Origin of the sequence: Herbaspirillum sp. GW103 (assembly GCF_000261365.1) — a bacterium.
GTDB lineage: Bacteria > Pseudomonadota > Gammaproteobacteria > Burkholderiales > Burkholderiaceae_D > Herbaspirillum.
The window spans coordinates 1325333-1344472 of the sequence record NZ_AJVC01000003.1 but is presented as its reverse complement, the minus strand read 5'-3'; the positions used below and the strand labels follow the sequence as shown (position 1 = coordinate 1344472).

At 63.5% G+C, this 19140-nt stretch carries 14 protein-coding genes; 9 read left to right on the top strand and 5 right to left on the bottom strand.

The window, feature by feature from the left end:
- The first annotated feature begins 64 nt into the window (after nt 1-64).
- Genes eat through eutC form a run of 3 tightly spaced genes read left to right on the top strand, consistent with a single transcriptional unit; the run spans nt 65 to nt 3755 of the window.
- On the top strand, nt 65-1438 hold the full coding sequence (eat, locus tag GWL_RS09495; protein ID WP_008329275.1) for an ethanolamine permease: 1374 nt from the start codon (nt 65-67) through the stop codon (nt 1436-1438).
- 44 nt (nt 1439-1482) lie between these two features.
- Complete coding sequence (locus GWL_RS09490; RefSeq protein WP_034350388.1) at nt 1483-2889, top strand: ethanolamine ammonia-lyase subunit EutB; 1407 nt, start codon at nt 1483-1485, stop codon at nt 2887-2889.
- Entirely contained in the window at nt 2886-3755 is an 870-nt protein-coding gene (gene eutC, locus GWL_RS09485) for an ethanolamine ammonia-lyase subunit EutC (protein ID WP_008329271.1), read from the top strand. Before GWL_RS09490 ends, eutC begins: the two co-directional genes overlap by 4 nt.
- A gap of 116 nt (nt 3756-3871) precedes the next feature.
- On the opposite strand, the gene GWL_RS09480 is transcribed toward eutC, so the two are convergent.
- Nucleotides 3872-6100, bottom strand: a complete 2229-nt coding sequence (locus GWL_RS09480) for an NADP-dependent isocitrate dehydrogenase (RefSeq protein ID WP_008329269.1) — start codon at nt 6098-6100, stop codon at nt 3872-3874.
- A gap of 367 nt (nt 6101-6467) precedes the next feature.
- Between GWL_RS09480 and GWL_RS09475 the strand changes: the two genes are divergently transcribed.
- Together GWL_RS09475 and GWL_RS09470 are read left to right on the top strand one after the other, a co-directional pair.
- Entirely contained in the window at nt 6468-6752 is a 285-nt protein-coding gene (locus tag GWL_RS09475) for a DUF1778 domain-containing protein (protein WP_008329267.1), read from the top strand.
- A complete protein-coding gene (locus GWL_RS09470) occupies nt 6749-7249 on the top strand; it encodes a GNAT family N-acetyltransferase (RefSeq protein ID WP_008329262.1) in 501 nt (166 codons plus the stop codon). Before GWL_RS09475 ends, GWL_RS09470 begins: the two co-directional genes overlap by 4 nt.
- Before the next feature lie 346 nt (nt 7250-7595).
- Here the strand turns inward: GWL_RS09470 and GWL_RS09465 are convergent, their stop codons facing one another.
- A complete protein-coding gene (locus GWL_RS09465; RefSeq protein ID WP_008329259.1) occupies nt 7596-8882 on the bottom strand; it encodes an MFS transporter in 1287 nt (428 codons plus the stop codon).
- 348 nt (nt 8883-9230) lie between these two features.
- On the opposite strand from GWL_RS09465, the gene GWL_RS09460 reads away from it, so the two are divergent.
- A complete protein-coding gene (locus GWL_RS09460) occupies nt 9231-10229 on the top strand; it encodes a 2-hydroxyacid dehydrogenase (protein WP_008329258.1) in 999 nt (332 codons plus the stop codon).
- On the opposite strand, the gene GWL_RS09455 is transcribed toward GWL_RS09460, so the two are convergent.
- The gene (locus GWL_RS09455) at nt 10230-10586 is read right to left on the bottom strand and encodes a hypothetical protein (protein ID WP_008329255.1); all 357 of its coding nucleotides are present in this window, start codon (nt 10584-10586) and stop codon (nt 10230-10232) included.
- Nucleotides 10587-10802: 216 nt separating this feature from the next.
- A complete protein-coding gene (gene hmpA, locus GWL_RS09450) occupies nt 10803-11996 on the bottom strand; it encodes an NO-inducible flavohemoprotein (protein ID WP_008329253.1) in 1194 nt (397 codons plus the stop codon).
- Nucleotides 11997-12162: 166 nt separating this feature from the next.
- Between hmpA and norR the strand changes: the two genes are divergently transcribed.
- Nucleotides 12163-13734 (top strand): nitric oxide reductase transcriptional regulator NorR, encoded by a 1572-nt coding sequence (norR, locus tag GWL_RS09445; protein ID WP_008329251.1) that lies wholly within the window; start codon nt 12163-12165, stop codon nt 13732-13734.
- Nucleotides 13735-13873: 139 nt separating this feature from the next.
- Here norR and GWL_RS09440 read toward each other — a convergent pair whose 3' ends face one another.
- Nucleotides 13874-14056, bottom strand: a complete 183-nt coding sequence (locus GWL_RS09440; protein ID WP_034350385.1) for a hypothetical protein — start codon at nt 14054-14056, stop codon at nt 13874-13876.
- Between the two features lie 893 nt (nt 14057-14949).
- Here GWL_RS09440 and glgA point away from each other — a divergent pair.
- Together glgA and glgB are read left to right on the top strand one after the other, a co-directional pair.
- On the top strand, nt 14950-16551 hold the full coding sequence (gene glgA, locus GWL_RS09435; RefSeq protein WP_034350384.1) for a glycogen synthase GlgA: 1602 nt from the start codon (nt 14950-14952) through the stop codon (nt 16549-16551).
- Nucleotides 16552-16730: 179 nt separating this feature from the next.
- Nucleotides 16731-19139, top strand: coding sequence for a 1,4-alpha-glucan branching protein GlgB (gene glgB, locus GWL_RS09430; protein ID WP_034350383.1), 2409 nt, complete (start codon nt 16731-16733; stop codon nt 19137-19139).
- The last annotated feature ends 1 nt before the right edge of the window (nt 19140 follow it).

Genomic DNA, 19140 nt, shown 5'->3' with positions numbered 1-19140 from the left:
CCGCCAGTCCTATCACAGGGGTCGCCACGCAGCGGCCCGTCCTTCGCGCCAACGGGAGAATCCGATGAATGCAAGCTCTTCAGGGCAGGGCCATACCCTCAAGCCCGTCCTGTCCACCCTGCAGCTCTGGGCCATTGCGGTCGGGCTGGTGATTTCCGGCGAATACTTCGGCTGGAGCTATGGCTGGGCCAGCGCCGGCACGCTGGGCTTCACGGTCACGGCTCTGTTCATTGCGGCCATGTATGCCACTTTCATCTTCAGCTTTACCGAACTGACTACCTCCATTCCCCATGCGGGTGGGCCGTTTGCCTACAGCAAGCGCGCCTTCGGGCCGGTGGGCGGCTACCTGGCGGGCGCGGCCACGCTCATCGAATTCGTCTTTGCGCCACCGGCCATCGCCCTGGCCATCGGCGCCTACCTCAATGTGCAGTTCCCCGATATCGATCCCAGGCAGGCGGCGCTGGGCGCGTATCTGGTGTTCATGACGCTCAATATCGTCGGCGTGCAGATTGCGGCCACCTTTGAGCTCTTCGTGACGCTGCTGGCGATCTTCGAATTGCTGGTCTTCATGGGGGTGGTGGCGCCAGGTTTCTCGCTGATCAATTTCACCAAGGGCGGCTGGTCGGGCAGTGACAGCTTCAGCCTGGCGGCGGTGCCCGGCATGTTCGCGGCGATCCCGTTTGCGATCTGGTTCTTCCTCGCCATCGAAGGCGTGGCCATGGCCGCCGAAGAAGCCAAGGACCCCAGGCGCTCCATTCCCATCGCCTACATCACCGGCATCCTCACGCTGGTGGTGCTGGCCATCGGCGTGATGCTCTTCGCTGGCGGGGCCGGCGACTGGACCAAACTGGCCAATATCAATGATCCGCTGCCGCAGGCCATGAAACTGATCGTGGGCGGCAACAGCAACTGGTTGCACATGCTGGTGTGGCTGGGCCTGTTCGGGTTGGTGGCGTCGTTCCACGGCATCATCCTGGGCTACTCGCGCCAGATCTTTGCGCTGGCCCGCGAAGGCTATCTGCCTGCGTATTTCGCCCGGATCCATCCGCGCTTCAAGACACCGCACCGTGCCATCCTGGCTGGCGGGGTGGTGGGCATCGCCGCCATCTACAGCGACGAGCTCATCAAGATCGGCGGCCAGACGCTCACCGCCAATATCGTCACCATGTCGGTGTTCGGTGCGATCCTGATGTACATCCTGTCGATGCTGTCGCTGTTGCGCCTGCGCCGCATCGAGCCTGGCCTGGAGCGGCCTTTCCGGGCGCCGCTGTATCCCTACTTCCCGGCCTTTGCATTGTTCGGTGCGCTGGTCTGCATGGCCACCATGATCTACTACAATCCGCTGATCTTCGGCATCTTCGTGGCGCTGATGGCACTGGGATATGTGTGCTACCTTGCATCGGCGCGTCATCGTTCGGGACGTGGCCTGCCGGCTTGAGGCGGGCACATGTGACAGCGCGCTTTTTCAGGGAGCAACCGATCATGTCGACACCTCGTTTTCGCCACAGCGCGGGGAGCACCAGCTACGCATTTCGTGATCTGAAGGAGCTCATGGCCAAGGCCAGCCCGGCGCGCTCAGGCGACTTGCTGGCCGGTGTGGCCGCTGCCAGTGCCGAGGAGCGCGCCATTGCACAGATGGCGCTGGCCGAGCTGCCGCTGAAGACCTTCCTCCAGGAGCCGCTGATTCCCTACGAAGACGATGAGGTCACCCGCCTCATCCTCGACAGTCACGACCGCGCAGCGTTTGCAGCGATTGCCCACCTGACCGTGGGCGACCTGCGCAACTGGCTGCTGGCCGACAACACCGACAGCACCGTACTGGCAGCGGTCGCCCCCGGTGTCACGCCGGAGATGGCGGCTGCCGTCTCCAAGATCATGCGCAATCAGGATCTGATCCTGGTGGCCAAGAAATGCCGTGTGGTCACGGCCTTTCGCAATACCATCGGCCTGCCCGGCCGCTTGTCCACGCGCCTGCAGCCCAATCACCCTACCGATGACGCCAGCGGCATTGCCGCCAGCATGCTCGATGGCCTGCTGTATGGCAACGGCGATGCGGTCATCGGCATCAATCCCGCCACGGACAACGTGCCGCAGGTGGTCAAGCTGGTCGGGATGATGGCCGAGGTGATCGCGCGCTACGAAATCCCCACGCAATCCTGCGTGCTGACCCACGTCACCAACACGATTGCGGCCATCGAGCGCGGCGCGCCGGTGGACCTGGTGTTCCAGTCGATTGCCGGGACCGAGGCAGCCAATCGCGGCTTCGGTATCGACCTGGCCATCCTGGCTGAGGCGCGTGCGGCGGCACTGTCCCTGCAACGTGGCACCGTGGGCGACAACGTCATGTATTTCGAAACCGGTCAGGGCAGTGCGCTGTCGGCCAACGCCCATCATGGCGTCGATCAGCAGACCTGCGAAGCACGCGCCTATGCGGTGGCGCGGGCGTTCAAGCCGCTGCTGGTCAATACGGTAGTGGGTTTCATCGGGCCGGAATATCTTTATGACGGCAAGCAGATCATCCGCGCCGGACTGGAAGACCATTTCTGCGCCAAGCTGCTGGGCCTGCCCATGGGCTGCGATGTCTGCTACACCAACCACGCCGAGGCCGACCAGAACGACATGGATGTGCTCCTGACCCTGCTGGGCGTGGCAGGCTGCACCTTCATCATGGGCATTCCCGGTTCGGATGACATCATGCTCAACTACCAGACCACTTCCTTCCACGATGCCTTGTATGCCAGGCGGGTACTGGGTTCGCGGCCGGCTCCCGAATTCGAGGCGTGGCTGCAGCGGATGCAGATATTCAATGCGGGCGGCCAGGAGCAGGCATTCCGCCTGCATGCCGACATGCCGCCCGGTTTTCGCGATACCTTGCTGCGCCTTCAATGACCATGGACGACCACGAGCTTTCACCGCATGGTGCAGAAAACGTCAGCCCCGGTGCAGAAAACGTCACGGCCAATCCGTGGGAAGCCCTGCGCCGTTTTACCGCTGCACGCATCGCCCTGGGACGCAGTGGCGTCAGCCTGCCAACCGCGCCGCAGCTGGCTTTCCAGCTGGCCCATGCGCAGGCACGCGATGCCGTGCATCTGCCGCTGGACGTGGCAGGACTGAAGGATCAGTTGCAGCAACAAGGGATCTGCGCCGCCCAGGCTATCCCGGATGTACGGAGTGCGGCCGCCGATCGGCTGATGTACCTGCAGCGGCCGGACTTCGGGCGCAAGCTGTCGGAAAGTTCGCGCCAGCAGTTGCTTGAACGTTTCGGCACCGCGCCGCAACGGCGCTTCGATGTGGGCTTCGTCATCGCTGATGGCTTGTCGGCGCTGGCCATCGTACGCAATGCCGCCCCTTTCCTGGCCCAGGTAATGCAGCGCATCGCGTCCGAAGGATGGTCGATGGCGCCCCCGGTGATCGTGCAGCAGGGGCGGGTCGCGGTGGCTGACGAGATTGGTGAACTGCTGGGCGTGAAGCTGGTGGTGATCCTGATCGGCGAGCGACCGGGCTTGAGTTCGCCTGACAGCATGGGGCTCTATCTGACCTGGATGCCCTCGCGCGGGCTGACCGACGCCAGCCGCAACTGCATCTCCAATGTGCGGCCGGAAGGTCTGCCGTACGCCGAGGCGGCCTACAAGCTGCATTACCTGATGGCGCAGGCGCATGAGCGTGGCTTGTCGGGCGTGGCCTTGAAGGATGAGACGGCCAGTGCGGCAGAGGAACTGGATGTGCGGCGCAATTTCCTGCTGGGAGGTGATTGAGCCGGTCACTTCTGCTCGATACAGCGTTAACGGAAAAGGCCGCGAATCTGCATTCGCGGCCTTTTCGTTTTGCTGCCGGGGAGGTCGGATCATCCCTCCCGGCAACGATCAACGGCTTACAGCGTTTCCAGCGCCTGGTTCAGCGTGGCGCTCGGACGCATCACGGCGAAGGTCTTTTCGCGATCCGGCAGGTAGTAGCCGCCGATGTCGACTTCCTTGCCCTGCACCGAGTTGAGCTCTTCGACGATCTTCTGCTCGTTCTCGGCCAGTGCCTTGGCCAGCGGTGCGAACTGCTTGGCCAGCTCGGCGTCGTCCTTCTGCGCGGCCAGTTCCTGGGCCCAGTACAGGGCCAGGTAGAAGTGGCTGCCACGGTTGTCCAGCTCACCGGTCTTGGGCGAGGGCGACTTGTTGTTGTCCAGCAGCTTGCCGGTGGCAGCATCCAGGGTCTTGGCCAGGATCTTGGCGCGGGCGTTGCCGGTCTTGATGCCGACGTCTTCGATGGACACGGCCAGGGCCAGGAATTCACCCAGCGAATCCCAGCGCAGGTGGTTCTCGCCGACCAGCTGTTGCACGTGCTTGGGGGCCGAGCCGCCGGCACCGGTTTCGAACATGCCGCCACCGGCCATCAGCGGGACGATCGACAGCATCTTGGCCGAGGTGCCCAGTTCCATGATGGGGAACAAGTCGGTCAGGTAGTCGCGCAGGATGTTGCCGGTCACCGAGATGGTGTCCAGGCCGCGGATGACGCGTTCCAGGGTGTAACGCATGGCGCGCACTTGCGACATGATCTGGATGTCGGCACCGGTCAGGTCGTGATCCTTCAGGTAGGTGTTGACCTTCTTGATCAGTTCGGCTTCGTGCGGACGGTACGGATCCAGCCAGAACACGGCCGGCATGCCGGACAGGCGGGCGCGGGTCACGGCCAGCTTGACCCAGTCACGGACCGCTGCGTCCTTGACCTGGCACATGCGCCAGATGTCGCCTTCTTCCACGTTCTGCTCCAGCAGCACCTGGCCGTCCAGGGTGACGATGCGGGCCACGCCGGCCTGGGCGATTTCGAAGGTCTTGTCGTGCGAACCGTATTCTTCGGCCTTCTGGGCCATCAGGCCGACGTTGGGCACGGTACCCATGGTGGTCGGGTCGAAGGCGCCGTTGGTCTTGCAGAAGTTGATGATTTCCTGGTAGATGCGGGCGAAGGTCGATTCCGGCAGCAGGGCCTTGGTGTCTTCGGTCTTGCCGGCGGCGTTCCACATCTTGCCGCCTGCGCGGATCATGGCCGGCATGGAGGCGTCGACGATCACGTCGTTGGGGGCGTGCAGGTTGGTGATGCCCTTGGCGGAGTCCACCATGGCCAGGCGCGGGCGCTTGGCTTCATCGGCCTTCAGGTCGGCCAGCACTTCGGCCTTCTTGTCTTCGGGCAGGGTGTTGATCTTTTCGTAGACGCCGGACATGCCGTTGTTCGGGTTCACGCCGATCTCGGCGAACAGCTTGGCATGCTTGGTGAAGGTGTCCTTGTAGTAGGTGCGCACGGCGTGGCCGAAGACGATCGGGTGCGAGACCTTCATCATGGTGGCCTTGACGTGCACCGACAGCAGCAGGTCGGTCTCGTAGGCGTCCTGCATCTGTTCTTCGTAGTAGGCACACAGGGCCTTCTTGCTCATGAACATGCTGTCGATGATTTCGCCGGCTTGCAGCGAGATCTTCGGCTTCAGGACGATGGTTTCGCCGGACTTGGTGACCAGGTCCATCTTGACGTCCACGGCCTTGTCCAGGGTCAGGCTCTTTTCGCCGGCGTAGAAGTCGCCGCCGTGCATGTGCGCCACGTGGGTACGCGAGGCCATGGACCACTTGGCCATCGAGTGCGGGTGCTTGCGGGCGTAGTTCTTGACGGCGTTGGGCGCGCGGCGATCCGAGTTGCCTTCGCGCAGGACCGGGTTGACGGCGCTGCCGGTGACCTTGGCGTAACGCTTTTGCAGGGCCTTTTCTTCTTCGGTGGTCGGGTTTTCCGGATAGTCCGGCAGCTTGTAGCCGCGCGATTGCAGTTCGCGGATGGCGGCTTGCAGTTGCAGGATCGAGGCGCTGATGTTGGGCAGCTTGATGATGTTGGCTTCCGCGCTCTGGGTCAATGCGCCCAGTGCGGCCAGGTTGTCGGGGACTTTCTGCTCATCGGTGAGGTACTCGGGGAATTCAGCCAGGATACGCGCAGCCACCGAAATATCGCTTTCGACGACGTCGATGCCGGCCGCGGCGGTGAACTTCTTGACGATGGGCAAGAGCGAGTGGGTCGCCAGATAGGGTGCCTCGTCGGTCAGCGTATAGATGATGGTCGGGTTGCCAGTAGTCACGATGATGTCCTTGCGTTGGTGTGTTGATGTGCTTTGGTGCGATCCCCGCAGCGCCGGATGGTCCGCCCTGGCTCTGTCGGCCTGGGCTGGCGCCACCTCCTTGTCGGCTGTGCTGCGCGGAAATTCGTCTCCCGGGGCGGCATGGCTGGCGTACTGCTGCCAGAGAGCCGCGGCAAAAAACAGCGGTAGTTTACTCCTAAGCGGGGCGAAATGCTTCAACTCTTATATAAGACTTGAAGAAATTTTTGCTTTTGACTCGATTCCTTCTCTGCTTTTATTCGTCTCCTCCTGGCTCTGCTATTGTCATGCGTTCACTTTTTTCTATCGTCCGGCAATTTGCCGTACAATGCCAATCAAGGAGGAATTCATGATGCCTGCCGTTTCAACTGCGCGGCTTGAAGCCCGAATCAGTCCCGAATTGCAGCAATTGCTCAAGCGCGCCGCCGAGATCGAAGGGCGGACGTTGACGGATTTCGTTGTCGCGGCGGTCCAGGACGCGGCGCAACGAGCCATTGAGCAGGCAGAAGTGATCCGCTTGTCGCTGGAAGACCAGCAGCGCTTCGCCGATGCTCTTCTGTCGCCGCCGCCACCGTCGGCCGCATTGCGACGCGCCATGGTGCGTCATGACAAACTGCTGCGCAGCGAAGAATGACGCGCCCGCCGTTTCTGGTGACGGCGCTCGATATCGCATCTCACGACCGTAGTCGCTTTGAATCCGGTTCGCCTGCATTGAATCGCTACCTGCGCGAACAGGTGACGCAGGATATTCGCCGCCGTGTCGCTGCATGCTTCGTGGCGGTGGACGATGAGCAGCGCGTGGCAGGCTTCTACACGCTGGCCAGTGCCAGCGTTCCGCTGGCGGGACTGTCTGACGCGCTGCGCCGCAAGTTGCCGCGCTATGGCGCCATCCCTGCCATCCGTCTGGGACGCCTGGCAGTGGACCGTGAATTCAAAGGTCGCGGCCTCGGGGGCGCCTTGTTGGTCAATGCCTTGTATCGCGCCATCGCCGCCGAGATACCGGGCGCAGTCATGGTAGTTGATGCCAAAGACGCACAGGCAGCGGCCTTCTACCGGCATCATGGTTTCGTCGCCTTGCAGGATGCGCCGCTGACACTGTTCTTGCCGTTGACATCGGTCCGCCAAGTGTGAGTCCGTGTTTCTGCATCACCATAAAAAAGGGCCGCAACGCTGCGGCCCATCCCAATAGCTAGAACCCATTTCATAAATAGGCGTGAGATGCGTTCTGTCCAGAAAGGGCGCTGGCAAGGCGCGCGACGCGTCGTGTGGCGGTGCCACACGCAAGGAGCGCAACGCGGCCAGCGCCCTTTCTGGACAGAACCCGGAGGGAGCGGCCCGTTTGGGCGAATTGCTGCGTTACGAATTTGGGTCAAGACGCCCAGTCTTGACCCAAATTCGCGCCTTGCACTTCATCCCAAACGGGACTCGCTCGCACTCACGCCTATTTATGAAATGGGTTCTAGTACAAGAATCAGTCTCAGGCCGTCACCGCCTGCGGTGCCGCCTTGTTGCGGTACAGGATCAGGGTCGCAATCAGCCCGCACACGGCGGCTGCGCTCATCCAGATGCCCGGAGCGGCCTTGTCGCCGGTGGCCTGGATCAGACCCGTCGCAATGGCCGGGGTGAACCCGCCGAAGACGGCGGTGGCCAGGCTGTAGGCCAGCGAGAATCCTGCGGTGCGCACGTCGGCCGGCATCACTTCGGTCAGCGCCACCACCATCGCACCGTTGTAGCTGGCGTACAGGAAGGACAGCCACAGTTCGACCATCAGCATCTTGGCAAAGCTGGCGTCATGGACCAGCCAGTTCACGGCCGGGTAGGCGGTCAGGATGGTCAGGACGGTAAAGGTCACCAGGATGGGGCGACGGCCGATACGATCCGACAGCGCGCCCATGATGGGCAGCCAGATGAAGTTGGACAGACCCACGCACAAGGTCACGATCAGGCTGGACTCGGTGGACAGCATCAGGACCTTCTTGCCGAAGGTCGGGGTGTAGACCGTGATCAGGTAGAACGACACGGTCGTCATCGACACCAGCATCATGCCGGCGATCACCAGCTTCCAGTTCTCGATCATGGAGCGGAAGATCTGGCCGGTGCTGGGGCGGTGCTTGCGGCGCATGAACTCTTCGGTCTCCTGCAGCGAGCGGCGGATCACGAACAGTACCGGCACGATCAGGCAGCCGATGAAGAAGGGAACGCGCCAGCCCCAGTCACCGACCTGGGCCGGCGTGAGCGTGGTCGAGAGCAGGTAGCCGATGCCGGCCGCCACGATGATGGCCACCTGCTGGCTGCCCGACTGCCAGCTCACATAGAAGCCCTTGTTGCCGGGCGTGGCCATTTCGGCCAGGTAGACCGACACGCCGCCCAGTTCCACGCCGGCCGAGAAGCCTTGCAGCAGGCGGCCGATGAGCACCAGCATGGGGGCCAGCGCGCCGATGGTGGCGTAGGACGGGACAAAGGCGATGAGCATGGTGCCCAGCGCCATCAGGGCCAGGGTCACGATCAGGCCCTGGCGGCGGCCGACACGGTCCACATAGGCGCCCAGGATGATGGCGCCCAGCGGACGCATCAGGAAGCCGGCGCCGAAGGTCATGAAGGTCAGCATCAGCGAGGCAAAATCGTTGCCGCTGGGGAAGAAGGCCCTGGAGATATGCGTCGCGTAAAATCCGAACAGGAAGAAATCGAACATTTCCATGAAATTGCCGCTGGTCACGCGCAGCACCGTGGAAAACTTCGAGGGTGAAGAAGTGGATGTCGTCATGAGATGTGCCTCGTTATCTGTTGGGCGGACCGTGTTGATTCCGGTCTTGCGCCTGTCTCGTACTGCCCTGCGGCAGCCTGTGTCAGGATCTTTTTTAGTGGGAACAGCTATTGCGCCGGGGATTCTATGCCTGAAAGCGGCCCGTAGGACCGGCTTGCTGCACTGCGTATGCAAATATCGGTTTTTTCGATAGCTGGATGAAAGCTTCAGGCGCCATTTCTCTCACAAAACGCCCTGGGCAGGACAAACTGCGCTGCATCAAGGTGATGTCCGCCGGACTATGGTGCAATGCGGCAAAGCGCCATGATCCCGAACCCGGCTCGCACAGTACATCCATGAAAGGTCCCCATGAAAACTGCCGTCTACAGCGCCCGCCGTTACGACCAGACCCTGCTCTCAAGCGCCAATGCCGCCTGTGGTGCCGGACATGAACTGATCTTCCTGCAGGATCGTCTGGACAGCACGACTGCACAACTGGCCAGTGGCTGCGAGGCCGTGGCGGCCTTCGTCAATGACGACCTGGGGGCCGCCGTGCTGGAGCGGCTGGCCGGGCTGGGCGTGCGTTTCGTCACCACGCGTTCTACCGGCTTCAATCACATCGATACCCAGGCGGCCCGTCGGCTGGGCATCACTGTGGCGCGGGTAGCGGATTACTCGCCGTATTCGGTGGCCGAGTTTGCCGTGGGCCTGCTGCTGGCAGTCAATCGCAAGATCGCGCGTGCCAGCCTGCGTACGCGGGAAGGCAATTTCGAGCTGGAAGGCTTGATGGGCTTCGACCTGCACGGCAAGACCGTGGGGGTGATCGGGACCGGCAAGATCGGCGCGCTGTTCGCCCGCATCATGGCCGGTTTCGGCTGCACCGTGCTGGGCAGCGACCTGCATCACAATCCGGACTTCGAGGCGCCGGGCGGGCGTTACGTGAGCCGCGATGAACTCTTCGCCGCCAGTGACGTGATCTCGCTGCATTGCCCCCTCACCGAATCGACCCGCTACCTGGTCAATGCCGACAGCCTGGCGCTTGCCAAGCCCGGCTGCATCCTGGTCAATACCAGCCGCGGCGCCCTGGTGGACACGGAAGCTGCCATTGCTGCCTTGAAGAGCGGCCGCTTGCGCGGCTTGGCTATCGATGTCTATGAGCAGGAAGCCAGCCTGTTCTTCCAGGACCTGTCCTCGACCATCATTACCGACGACGTCATCCAGCGGCTGGTGTCCTTTCCCAACGTGATCGTCACCGGCCACCAGGCCTTCTTCACCGAAGAAGCCATCGGCCAGATCATGCAGACCACGATCGACAACCTCAGCGGTTTTGCCGCCGGGACCGACCTGGGTGAGCGGCGGGTGGCCTGATCAGGCGCTTGGGTGGTGGGGGTCGAAGAGCGTCCCCAACTGGTCACCGATGCGGGGACGCAAGTACGCGTACACGCGCCGGATGATGTGCTCGGCGTCATCGGCACCATAGGTCTGCGTCAATTGCCGCTGCATGTCGAAATGCAGGTAGAGCAGGCCGCGCAGGCTCTGGAAGGCGGTCGGATGATACTGGCCGCATACCTGTTCATTGTTGTCCAGCACCCGGTTGAGCACGCCGGGATCGAACAGGCGCACCTGGCAGATGACGGCGCAGCGGACGATTTCCATGTCCAGCGCTTCCAGTTCCTGGGTCAGTTCATCGGGGGTGTGGCGCTCGGCGCTCAGCTTTTCGCTCATGACTGTCTTTCGGCGGAGGAGGGGGAGCGCCCAGCATAGCATTTGCTGCATCGCGGAAAACATGTCGAAGATCAATCCTGGTGGGATTGGCGTGGGCTGCCCCTGTCAATTCTGCAAATGACTTCACTTGCCGCAGAGGGAGGATACTGTCGCCAGGAGTCCGGCGGGGGCACATGCCGCCCCCGCTCCATTGGCCGCCGGTCTGGCGTGCCAGGGTCATTCCAGCGCTGCCGCCGGTCCGAAAAATTCATATCGGCTCTGCGCCGCCGGTACGCCCAGCGCGCCCAGTGCAGCCTTGATGGCCTTCATGAACGGCTTGGGACCGACGAAGTAGGCATCCACATCGCGCGTGGCCGGCAGCCATTGCTGCAGCAGCGCGGCATCGATGAAGCCGGTGGCATATGGTGCCGGGTCGCCCGCCCGCGCCCGCTCATAGCAGAAATGCGCCCGCAACTGCGGATGCCGCGCTGCCAGCTCTTCCACCTGGCGGCGGAAGGCATGCACGCCGCCGTGGCGCGCCGCGTGGATGAAATGCACCGGACGACCAGTCGGCAGGGCCGCTGTCAGCATGGTCATCATCGGCGTAACGCCCACGCCGCCGCTGATGAGCACCAGTGGCTTGTCACTGGCGCTGAGCGTGAAGTCGCCGGCGGGCGGGAACAGTTCCACCACCGACCCCACATGGATCTGGTCATGCAGCTGGCGCGAGACCTTGCCTTCGGGTTCGCGCTTGACGCTGATCCGGTACTGCAGCGGCTGGCCGTGCTGACGCAGCGGTGCCGACAGCGAATACTGGCGTCGCTGCTCCAGTCCGTCGACCACCATGCGCAGGCCGATGTACTGGCCCGGCTCGAAGTCCATCAGCGCACCACCATCCTGCGGCACGAAGTAGAAGGAGGTGATCTCCTCGCTCTCGGCCACCTTGCGCGTGACGACGAAATTGCGCGCCCCGCGCCAGCCACCGGGTGCGGCCGCCTTGGCATCGTATTGCTGGCGTTCTGCGCCGATCAGAATGTCGGCCAGCTGGCCATAGGCGGCGGCCCAGGCGTCGATGACGGCATCGGTGGCGATTTCCGCACCCAGCACTTCGCGGATGGCGCGCAGCAGGCAGTCGCCCACCATCGGGTAGTGCTCCGGCAGCACCTGCACGGCCACATGCTTGTTGATGATCTGCGCGGCCAGTGGGCCCAGTTCCTCCAGGCGGTCGATGTGGCGGGCGTACATCAGCACGCCGTTGGCCAGCGCCCGCGGCTGGTCGCCGCTGGCCTGGTGCGCACGGTTGAATAGCGGGTGGACCTGCGGATAGTCGCGCATGAGCATCTTGTAAAAATGCGTGGTCAGCGCCTCGCCCCCCGATTCGAGCAGGGGAACGGTGGATTTGACGATGGCGAGTTGGGCATCGGTAAGCATGCTGAACCTTTCAGGAGAGTGGGAAGGGGCCGGAATAGCCGGTTCCCTCTCCTTGTTACAAGACGCGTGCCATCGCATGAATCCAATGAAATCAATGACTTGCTGATTGATGAGGTAGTAATGACCTGTGTCATAATGACTTTTTATTCTTTCGCTGGTAGTCGATATGACCTCAAAAGTGCTGCTGGACGCCTTGTTGCCCCTGGTGGCCGACCTCTCGCGCCAGATCGATGATCGTGAGCGCTATCGCCGCCTGCTGCAGACCTTGCGCACGCTCTTTCCCTGCGATGCGGCTGCGCTGCTGCGGCTGGAGGGTGAGATGCTGGTGCCGCTGGCCATCGACGGACTGGCCAGTGACACGCTGGGACGACGTTTCCGCATTGCCGACCATCCGCGCTTTGGCGTCCTGCTGGCCAATGCCGCGCCGACACGCTTTCCTGCCGATTCGACTCTGCCGGACCCTTACGATGGCCTGGTCGACGGCTTGAACGATGCCCATTCGGGCGCGCTGGAAGTGCATGACTGCATGGGGTGCGCGCTGTCCGTCAATGGTCGCCCCTGGGGCCTGGTCACGCTCGATGCGCTGGGGGCGGGCCGTTTCGACCAGGTGGACATGGCCTCGCTGCAAGCCTTTGCGGCACTGGCGGCGGCGACAGTCAACGTGGCCGAACGCATCGACGATCTGGCGCAAGCCGGGGAACAGGCACGCCAGCGCGCCGAAGCCTACCGGCTGGGGCTGGAGGAGAGCCAGGGCAAGCGCGAACTGATCGGACAGAGTCCCGCCCGGAAGCAACTGCTGGAGGAGATCCGCATGGCCGCGCCCAGCGACATGACCGTGCTGGTCAGCGGCGAGACCGGCACCGGCAAGGAGCTGGTGGCGCACGCCCTGCATGCCGCTTCGCCGCGCGCCCACAAGCCCATGATCAGCCTGAACTGTGCCGCCTTGCCCGACACCCTGGTGGAGAGCGAATTGTTCGGCCACGTGCGCGGCGCCTTTTCCGGCGCGGTGGCGGATCGACGGGGCAAGTTCGAGATGGCCGATGGCGGCACCTTGTTCCTGGATGAAGTCGGGGAACTGCCGCTGTCGGTGCAGGCCAAGCTGTTGCGGGTGCTGCAGAGCGGGCAGTTGCAGCGGGTGGGCTCGGACCGCGAACACCGCGTGGACGTTCGGCTGATCGCGGCCACCAATCGCGATCTGTCCGAGGAGGTCAAACGCGGCCATTTCCGGGCTGATTTCTATCATCGTCTTTCGGTCTTCCCGATTCGCGTACCGCCCTTGCGCGAGCGCGGACGTGACGTGCTGCTGCTGGCGGGCTATTTCCTGGAACAGAACCGGGCGCGCCTGGGCCTGGCCAGCCTGCGCCTGTCCGCCGACGCCCAGCGCGCCTTGCTGGAGTACCCCTGGCCCGGCAACATCCGCGAACTGGAGCACCTGATCGGCCGCAGCGCCCTGCGCGCCCTGGCCGCGCAGGCGCGGCGGCCGAACATCCTCACGCTGGAGGCGACCTCGCTCGAACTGGATCAGGCACGCACGGCAGCGCCGCCGCAGCAAAGTGCGCCGGAGCCGGATGATCCGGGTCCGGCGCCGAACCTGCGGTCCGCGGTGGAGCGCTTCGAGCGCAAGCTGGTGGCCGACAGCCTGCAGCGCCATGGCGGCAACCTGGCCGCCAGCGCGCGCGAACTGGGCCTGGACCGGGCCAACCTGAACCGCCTGGCCAGGCGCCTCGGCCTGCGCTAGCCGTAGGACGGTGGTTTAGGGGCGATATGAAGAAAAAGAAAAGAAAACGGCCGGAATCCTTCAGGGCCGGGACCCTTCCTGATTCCGGCCGCAACGGCCATGAAGCTTCGTGTCAAAAACCGCGAAGCCCGGGACGACATCAGAGCTGTTGATGCTCCACGTCCAGTTCTGCCAGCTGGCCGCGAATGCGGATGGCCGTCAGGTTGCGGGCCGCTGCGGCATCGTCGTTGACGTGCTGCAGGTCTTCGGGCGGGGCGCTGACGACCTTCACGGGTGCGCTGGCAGGAACGGTGCCGGTAATGCCGGGGTTGAGTTGCGACATGATGATCTCCAAGGGATGAAAATCTCGTGCAGGCCCGCCGGTGGCAATGCAGGGCGGGCGGGACTGCCCTACGCGATATCAGGGATATGAACGTTTTGGCAATCCGAATGATGCAATATTAGCCGTTTTGGTTGCGCTGCAACAGGTAGTGAGCGGCTTAAATTTTTGTAGGAAGACGCGCAATGTTGATGCCTGGCAATCCTCCTGGGCTGACGCCTGAGTCCGGGGCCGGGCGGTCGCTGCCACGGATGAGGGATACAGGGGCGCAATGACGACGGGTTGCACATAGAGAGGTTCAATTTGCGCCTCCGTCCCCGGCTCACTAACATGAAGCTTCCTTGCACCTGACGTAAGCAATGAGGGTTCGGGACGCACTTTCTGCTTGCCTTCTTGGTGGCGCTCGCTGCGAAACGATTTAAATTATTTAAAGTATTTAAATGGTTTAAATCGTTTAAATAGTTTGGATGGCATGGATGGTTTGGATGCTTCAAAGCGTTCATGCCGCCCGAATCATTGCGCCGTTTCATCAGCTCATCTGGCAACGCAGTGCCAATGCAGCGTTGCCAGCTCTTCCGTGATCGACCACCGCAAGCCGCCAGCAAGATACCGGCGCAGCGCGTCAACGCAGGCGCGCATGAGGGATTTTTCGCCGCGCTGCAACAGTAGGATTCATCCTACGCCATCTCAGGCCGCTGTCCGATAGTGAGCGGATCTGCCGATCCGTATAACGTCAATCATCGGCGCTCAACAGACTGTCCAGTCCAACATCAACAAGAAGGACATGTTTTCGTCCCGGCCACCGGATCAAGCCACGGTCGGGACGACAAACCATGCGATGCGACGAGCCAAGGGTGCTTTCCATCTCAGGTGCTTTCACACATTAGGGGTCCATCTTGCAAGCTCGAGTTCTGTTAGTCAGCTCAGAGGCCGTACCGCTCGTCAAGACCGGTGGCCTGGCCGACGTGATGACGGCGCTGGCCGTATCGCTGCGCAAAGTCGGTATCGATGCCAGCATCCTCATGCCCGCCTATCCGGAGGCGGTGCGCAACCTTGGCGACACGGTACAGATCGGTTTGAAGCACGGTCTGCCCGGTGGCGCCGGCCGCCTCTTGCGCGGCACCGTCCCCGGCACCGAGGTGCCGGCGCTGTTGCTGGATACGGCGCGTTTTCGCCAGCGTGGCGCCAATCCCTACGTCGATAGCGATGGCATCGAGTTCAGCGACAACGCCCTGTGCTTCGCCGATCTGTCGCATGCGGCCGTGGCCATCTGCGCCGGCGAAACCAGTCTGCCGGTGCCGCACGTGGTGCATGCCAACGACTGGCATGCCGGCCTGATTCCCTGCCTGCTCAAGCTGCGCGGGCTGGATCACATCGGCACCATGCTGACCATCCACAATCTCGCCTTCCAGGGCAATTTTGCGCTGGAATCGGCCGAGCAGATCGGCATCCCCCAGCATCTCCTGACCGGCGACGGCGTCGAATACTGGGGCAAGCTGTCCTTCCTCAAGGCCGGCATCCGCTTCTCGGACTGCGTCTCCACCGTCAGCAAGAACTACGCCGAAGAGATCATGACCCCGCGCTTCGGCTGCGGCATGGACGGCATCCTGTCCTTCCGCAAGCTGGACCTGCGCGCCATCCCCAATGCCATCGATGCCGCGCTGTGGAATCCCGCTGATGATCCGCTCATTGCCCGCAACTTCAGCATCGGCAACATGAAGGGCAAGGCCGCCTGCAAGCGCGACCTGCAAAAGCTCTTCGGCCTGCCGGTTGATCCCTTCGCCCCGGTGATGGGTCTGGGCTCGCGGATCTCGCACCAGAAGATGGCCGATGTGGTGATCGAGGCACTGCCCGGCATCATGGCGCGCCATCCGCGCCTGCAGGTGGTGATCCTGGGGTGTGGCGACCATGATTACGAAGCGGCCTTCCTCGATCTGGCCGAGCACTATCGCGGTCGCATCGCCGTGCATATCGGCTATGACGAGCGTCGTGCCCACGCCCTGCACGCCGGCAGCGACATGCTGCTGCACCCGACCCGTTTCGAGCCTTTCGGCCTCACGCCCCTGTATGCGATGCGTTACGGCGCCATCCCCATCGGCTCGCGTGTGGGCGGGCTGGTCGATACCGTCCGCGATGCCGACCTCGACCCGCAGCGCGCCACCGGCGTGCTCTTCGAAGGCGAGACCGCAGCCGACATGCAGCATGCCGTGGCACGTGCCTTCGCCCTCTACGGTGACACGGAGCGCTGGCAGAGCGTGCAGCGCAATGCCATGAGCATCGACTGCGACTGGGCCGGACCCACCCGCGCCTACCTCGATGCCTATGCCCACGTGGCCGACATGGCGGTGCGTCCGCTGTTCGCTCCACGTCCGCTGGCCGTCGAACGGCCCGCCGCACAGGCCCATGCTCAGCATGAGCGCGCGGTCAGCCCGGCTGCCGCCATCGCTGCGGCACTGGCGGGGGCGGTGGGCGTACCGGTGTCAGTGGCCGCTGCCTGAGCGACGCTTGCGGGGCCCGCTGAGCTCTGGGCCCTGGCGACATTCCGATCTGATCCTCACTCGGTCCACGTGGGCCGGGCAGGGGAGGTGTTTGCCGGCGCGCTGCTCCGACGCGCCGGTTTTTGATTCCGTTTTTTTGCGCTTTTTCGATCAACCCGATAACAACAACAGGAGTGTGCATGTCCGGCATGTCTGTCACGGCGTACAGGGCTTCCACGGAGTCCATGGAAGATGTTTCCGACGCCAGCTCGGCGCAACCGTCTTCGCCCTCTCATTGCACCGGTTTTCCGGAGCAAACTGCCTTGTCCCTTTCCTTTGAAGAACAGGGCCTGCTTCAGGCCCTGCTGGCAGGGCGTCTGGCGCAGCCCTTCAGCCTGCTGGGCCCGCGCTATGGGCGCCAGCCCGGCGGCGTGTCGTCCCTTCGCGCCTTCCACCCCGGTGCCGCCGCAGTGCGGGTGCGCTGCCGCCACAGTGGCGTGTTGCTGGGCGAGTTGCAGCAATTCCGGCTGCACGGGCAAGCCAGCGGTTTCTTCAGCGGCGTGGTCACCGGGCTGGACCAGCGGCGCCATGCAGTGCCTTATACGCTGGAGGTAGACTGGCCGATCCCCGACGGCAGCCGCAGCGTGCAAGCGACCGAGGATCCTTATGCCTTCGGCCTGCTGCTCGGTGAGCTCGACCTGCACCTGCTGCAGGAGGGGCGGCATCGTCAGCTGGCCGATTGCCTGGGTGCGCGCCCGATGGAGATCGATGGCGTACCCGGTACCCGCTTTGCGGTATGGGCCCCCAATGCCGAGCGCGTCTCGGTGGTGGGCGACTTCAACCAGTGGGATGGCCGACGCCACGTCATGCGCCTGCGCCACGAGCCGGGCGTGTGGGAGCTGTTCATCCCGCGCATCGGTCCCGGCGACGTCTACAAGTACGAGATCGTCGGGCGCGACGGCGTGTTGCTGCCGCTCAAGGCCGATCCGGTGGCGCGCGCGACCGAAGCCCCGCCGGCCACTGCCTCGGTGGTGGCCGACGCTCGTCCTTATCTCTGGCAGGATCAGCAGTGGATGGCCGAGCGTGCACAGCGCCAGTCGCGCTCGGCGCCGATGTCCATCTACGAGCTCCATCCCGCTTCCTGGCGCCGCGTGCCGGAACAGGCCCATCGCAACCTGAGCTGGGATGAGCTGGCCGATCAGCTGATCCCCTATGTGCTGGAGATGGGCTTTACCCATATCGAACTCATGCCGGTGATGGAGCATCCCTTCGGCGGCTCCTGGGGCTACCAACCCATCAGCATGTTTGCGCCCAGCGCGCGCTTCGGCAAACCGGAGCGCTTCGCCGCCTTCGTCGACCGTTGCCACCAGGCCGGCATCGGCGTGCTGCTGGACTGGGTGCCGGCGCATTTCCCGAGTGACCAGCACGGGCTGGCGCAATTCGACGGCACCGCGCTCTACGAGCACGCCGATCCGCGCGAGGGCTTCCACCAGGATTGGAACACGCTGATCTTCAATCTCGGCCGCAATGAAGTGCGCGGCTTCCTGATCGCCAGCGCCCTGGAGTGGATTGAGCATTTCCACGTCGACGGTCTGCGCGTGGATGCGGTGGCCTCAATGCTCTATCGCGATTACAGCCGCAAGTCCGGCCAGTGGGTGCCCAACGTTCACGGTGGTCGCGAGAACCTGGAGGCCGTGGCCTTCCTGCGCGAGCTCAATACCGTGGTGGCGCAGCGCTGCCCCGGTGTGCTGATGATCGCCGAAGAATCCACCTCCTGGCCCGGCGTGACCGCCGAGGTCAAGGACCAGGCCGATCATCACGGCCTGGGCTTCAGCTACAAGTGGAACATGGGCTGGATGAACGACACCCTGCGCTACATGGAACATGACCCGCTGTTCCGGCGTTATCACCATCACGACATGACATTCGGTCTGCTGTATGGATTCTCCGAAAACTTCATCTTGCCGATATCGCACGATGAGGTGGTCCACGGCAAGCGCGCGCTGTTGAACAAGATGCCGGGCGACGAATGGCGCCGCTTTGCCAACGTGCGCGCCTATTTCGGCTTCATGTGGAGCCATCCCGGCAAGAAGCTGCTGTTCATGGGCAGCGAGTTCGGCCAGCCCGACGAGTTCGACCATGACAAGTCGCCCTACTGGCATCTGCTGGATGAACACGGCGGCCATCCTGCCGGGCACCGCCAGTTGCGCCAGCTGGTCAGCGATCTCAATCATCTCTATCGCAGCGAACCGGCCCTGCACCAGCGCGACTGTCGCGCCGACGGCTTCTCGTGGGCGGTGGGCGACGACAGCGTCAACAGCGTGCTGGCGTATTTCCGCTATGCCGATGAAGGTCCGCCGGTGCTCATCGTGGTCAATCTGACGCCGGTGCCGCGCACCCGCTACCGCATCGGCGTGCCGCCCGCTGCACCCGGCCGCAACGGGGTCTGGCGCGAAGTGCTCAACACCGATGCCGCCGTCTATGGCGGCAGCAACAGCGGCAACCTGGGCCAGGTGCAAGTGCAGGACGTCGGCTGGCATGGCCACCCGACTTCCATCGAGCTGAACCTGCCTCCGCTGTCCACCCTGATCCTGCGCAGAGAGTCCTGAT

Excerpts from the sequence above, each read along its gene's own strand:
- eat (WP_008329275.1), top strand. The coding sequence starts at position 65 with ATGAATGCAAGCTCTTCAGGGCAGGGCCATACCCTCAAGCCCGTCCTG.
- GWL_RS09490 (WP_034350388.1), top strand. The coding sequence starts at position 1,483 with ATGTCGACACCTCGTTTTCGCCACAGCGCGGGGAGCACCAGCTACGCA.
- eutC (WP_008329271.1), top strand. The coding sequence starts at position 2,886 with ATGACCATGGACGACCACGAGCTTTCACCGCATGGTGCAGAAAACGTC.
- GWL_RS09475 (WP_008329267.1), top strand. The coding sequence starts at position 6,468 with ATGATGCCTGCCGTTTCAACTGCGCGGCTTGAAGCCCGAATCAGTCCC.
- GWL_RS09470 (WP_008329262.1), top strand. The coding sequence starts at position 6,749 with ATGACGCGCCCGCCGTTTCTGGTGACGGCGCTCGATATCGCATCTCAC.
- GWL_RS09465 (WP_008329259.1), bottom strand. The coding sequence starts at position 8,882 with ATGACGACATCCACTTCTTCACCCTCGAAGTTTTCCACGGTGCTGCGC.
- GWL_RS09460 (WP_008329258.1), top strand. The coding sequence starts at position 9,231 with ATGAAAACTGCCGTCTACAGCGCCCGCCGTTACGACCAGACCCTGCTC.
- GWL_RS09455 (WP_008329255.1), bottom strand. The coding sequence starts at position 10,586 with ATGAGCGAAAAGCTGAGCGCCGAGCGCCACACCCCCGATGAACTGACC.
- hmpA (WP_008329253.1), bottom strand. The coding sequence starts at position 11,996 with ATGCTTACCGATGCCCAACTCGCCATCGTCAAATCCACCGTTCCCCTG.
- norR (WP_008329251.1), top strand. The coding sequence starts at position 12,163 with ATGACCTCAAAAGTGCTGCTGGACGCCTTGTTGCCCCTGGTGGCCGAC.
- GWL_RS09440 (WP_034350385.1), bottom strand. The coding sequence starts at position 14,056 with ATGTCGCAACTCAACCCCGGCATTACCGGCACCGTTCCTGCCAGCGCA.
- glgB (WP_034350383.1), top strand. The coding sequence starts at position 16,731 with ATGTCCGGCATGTCTGTCACGGCGTACAGGGCTTCCACGGAGTCCATG.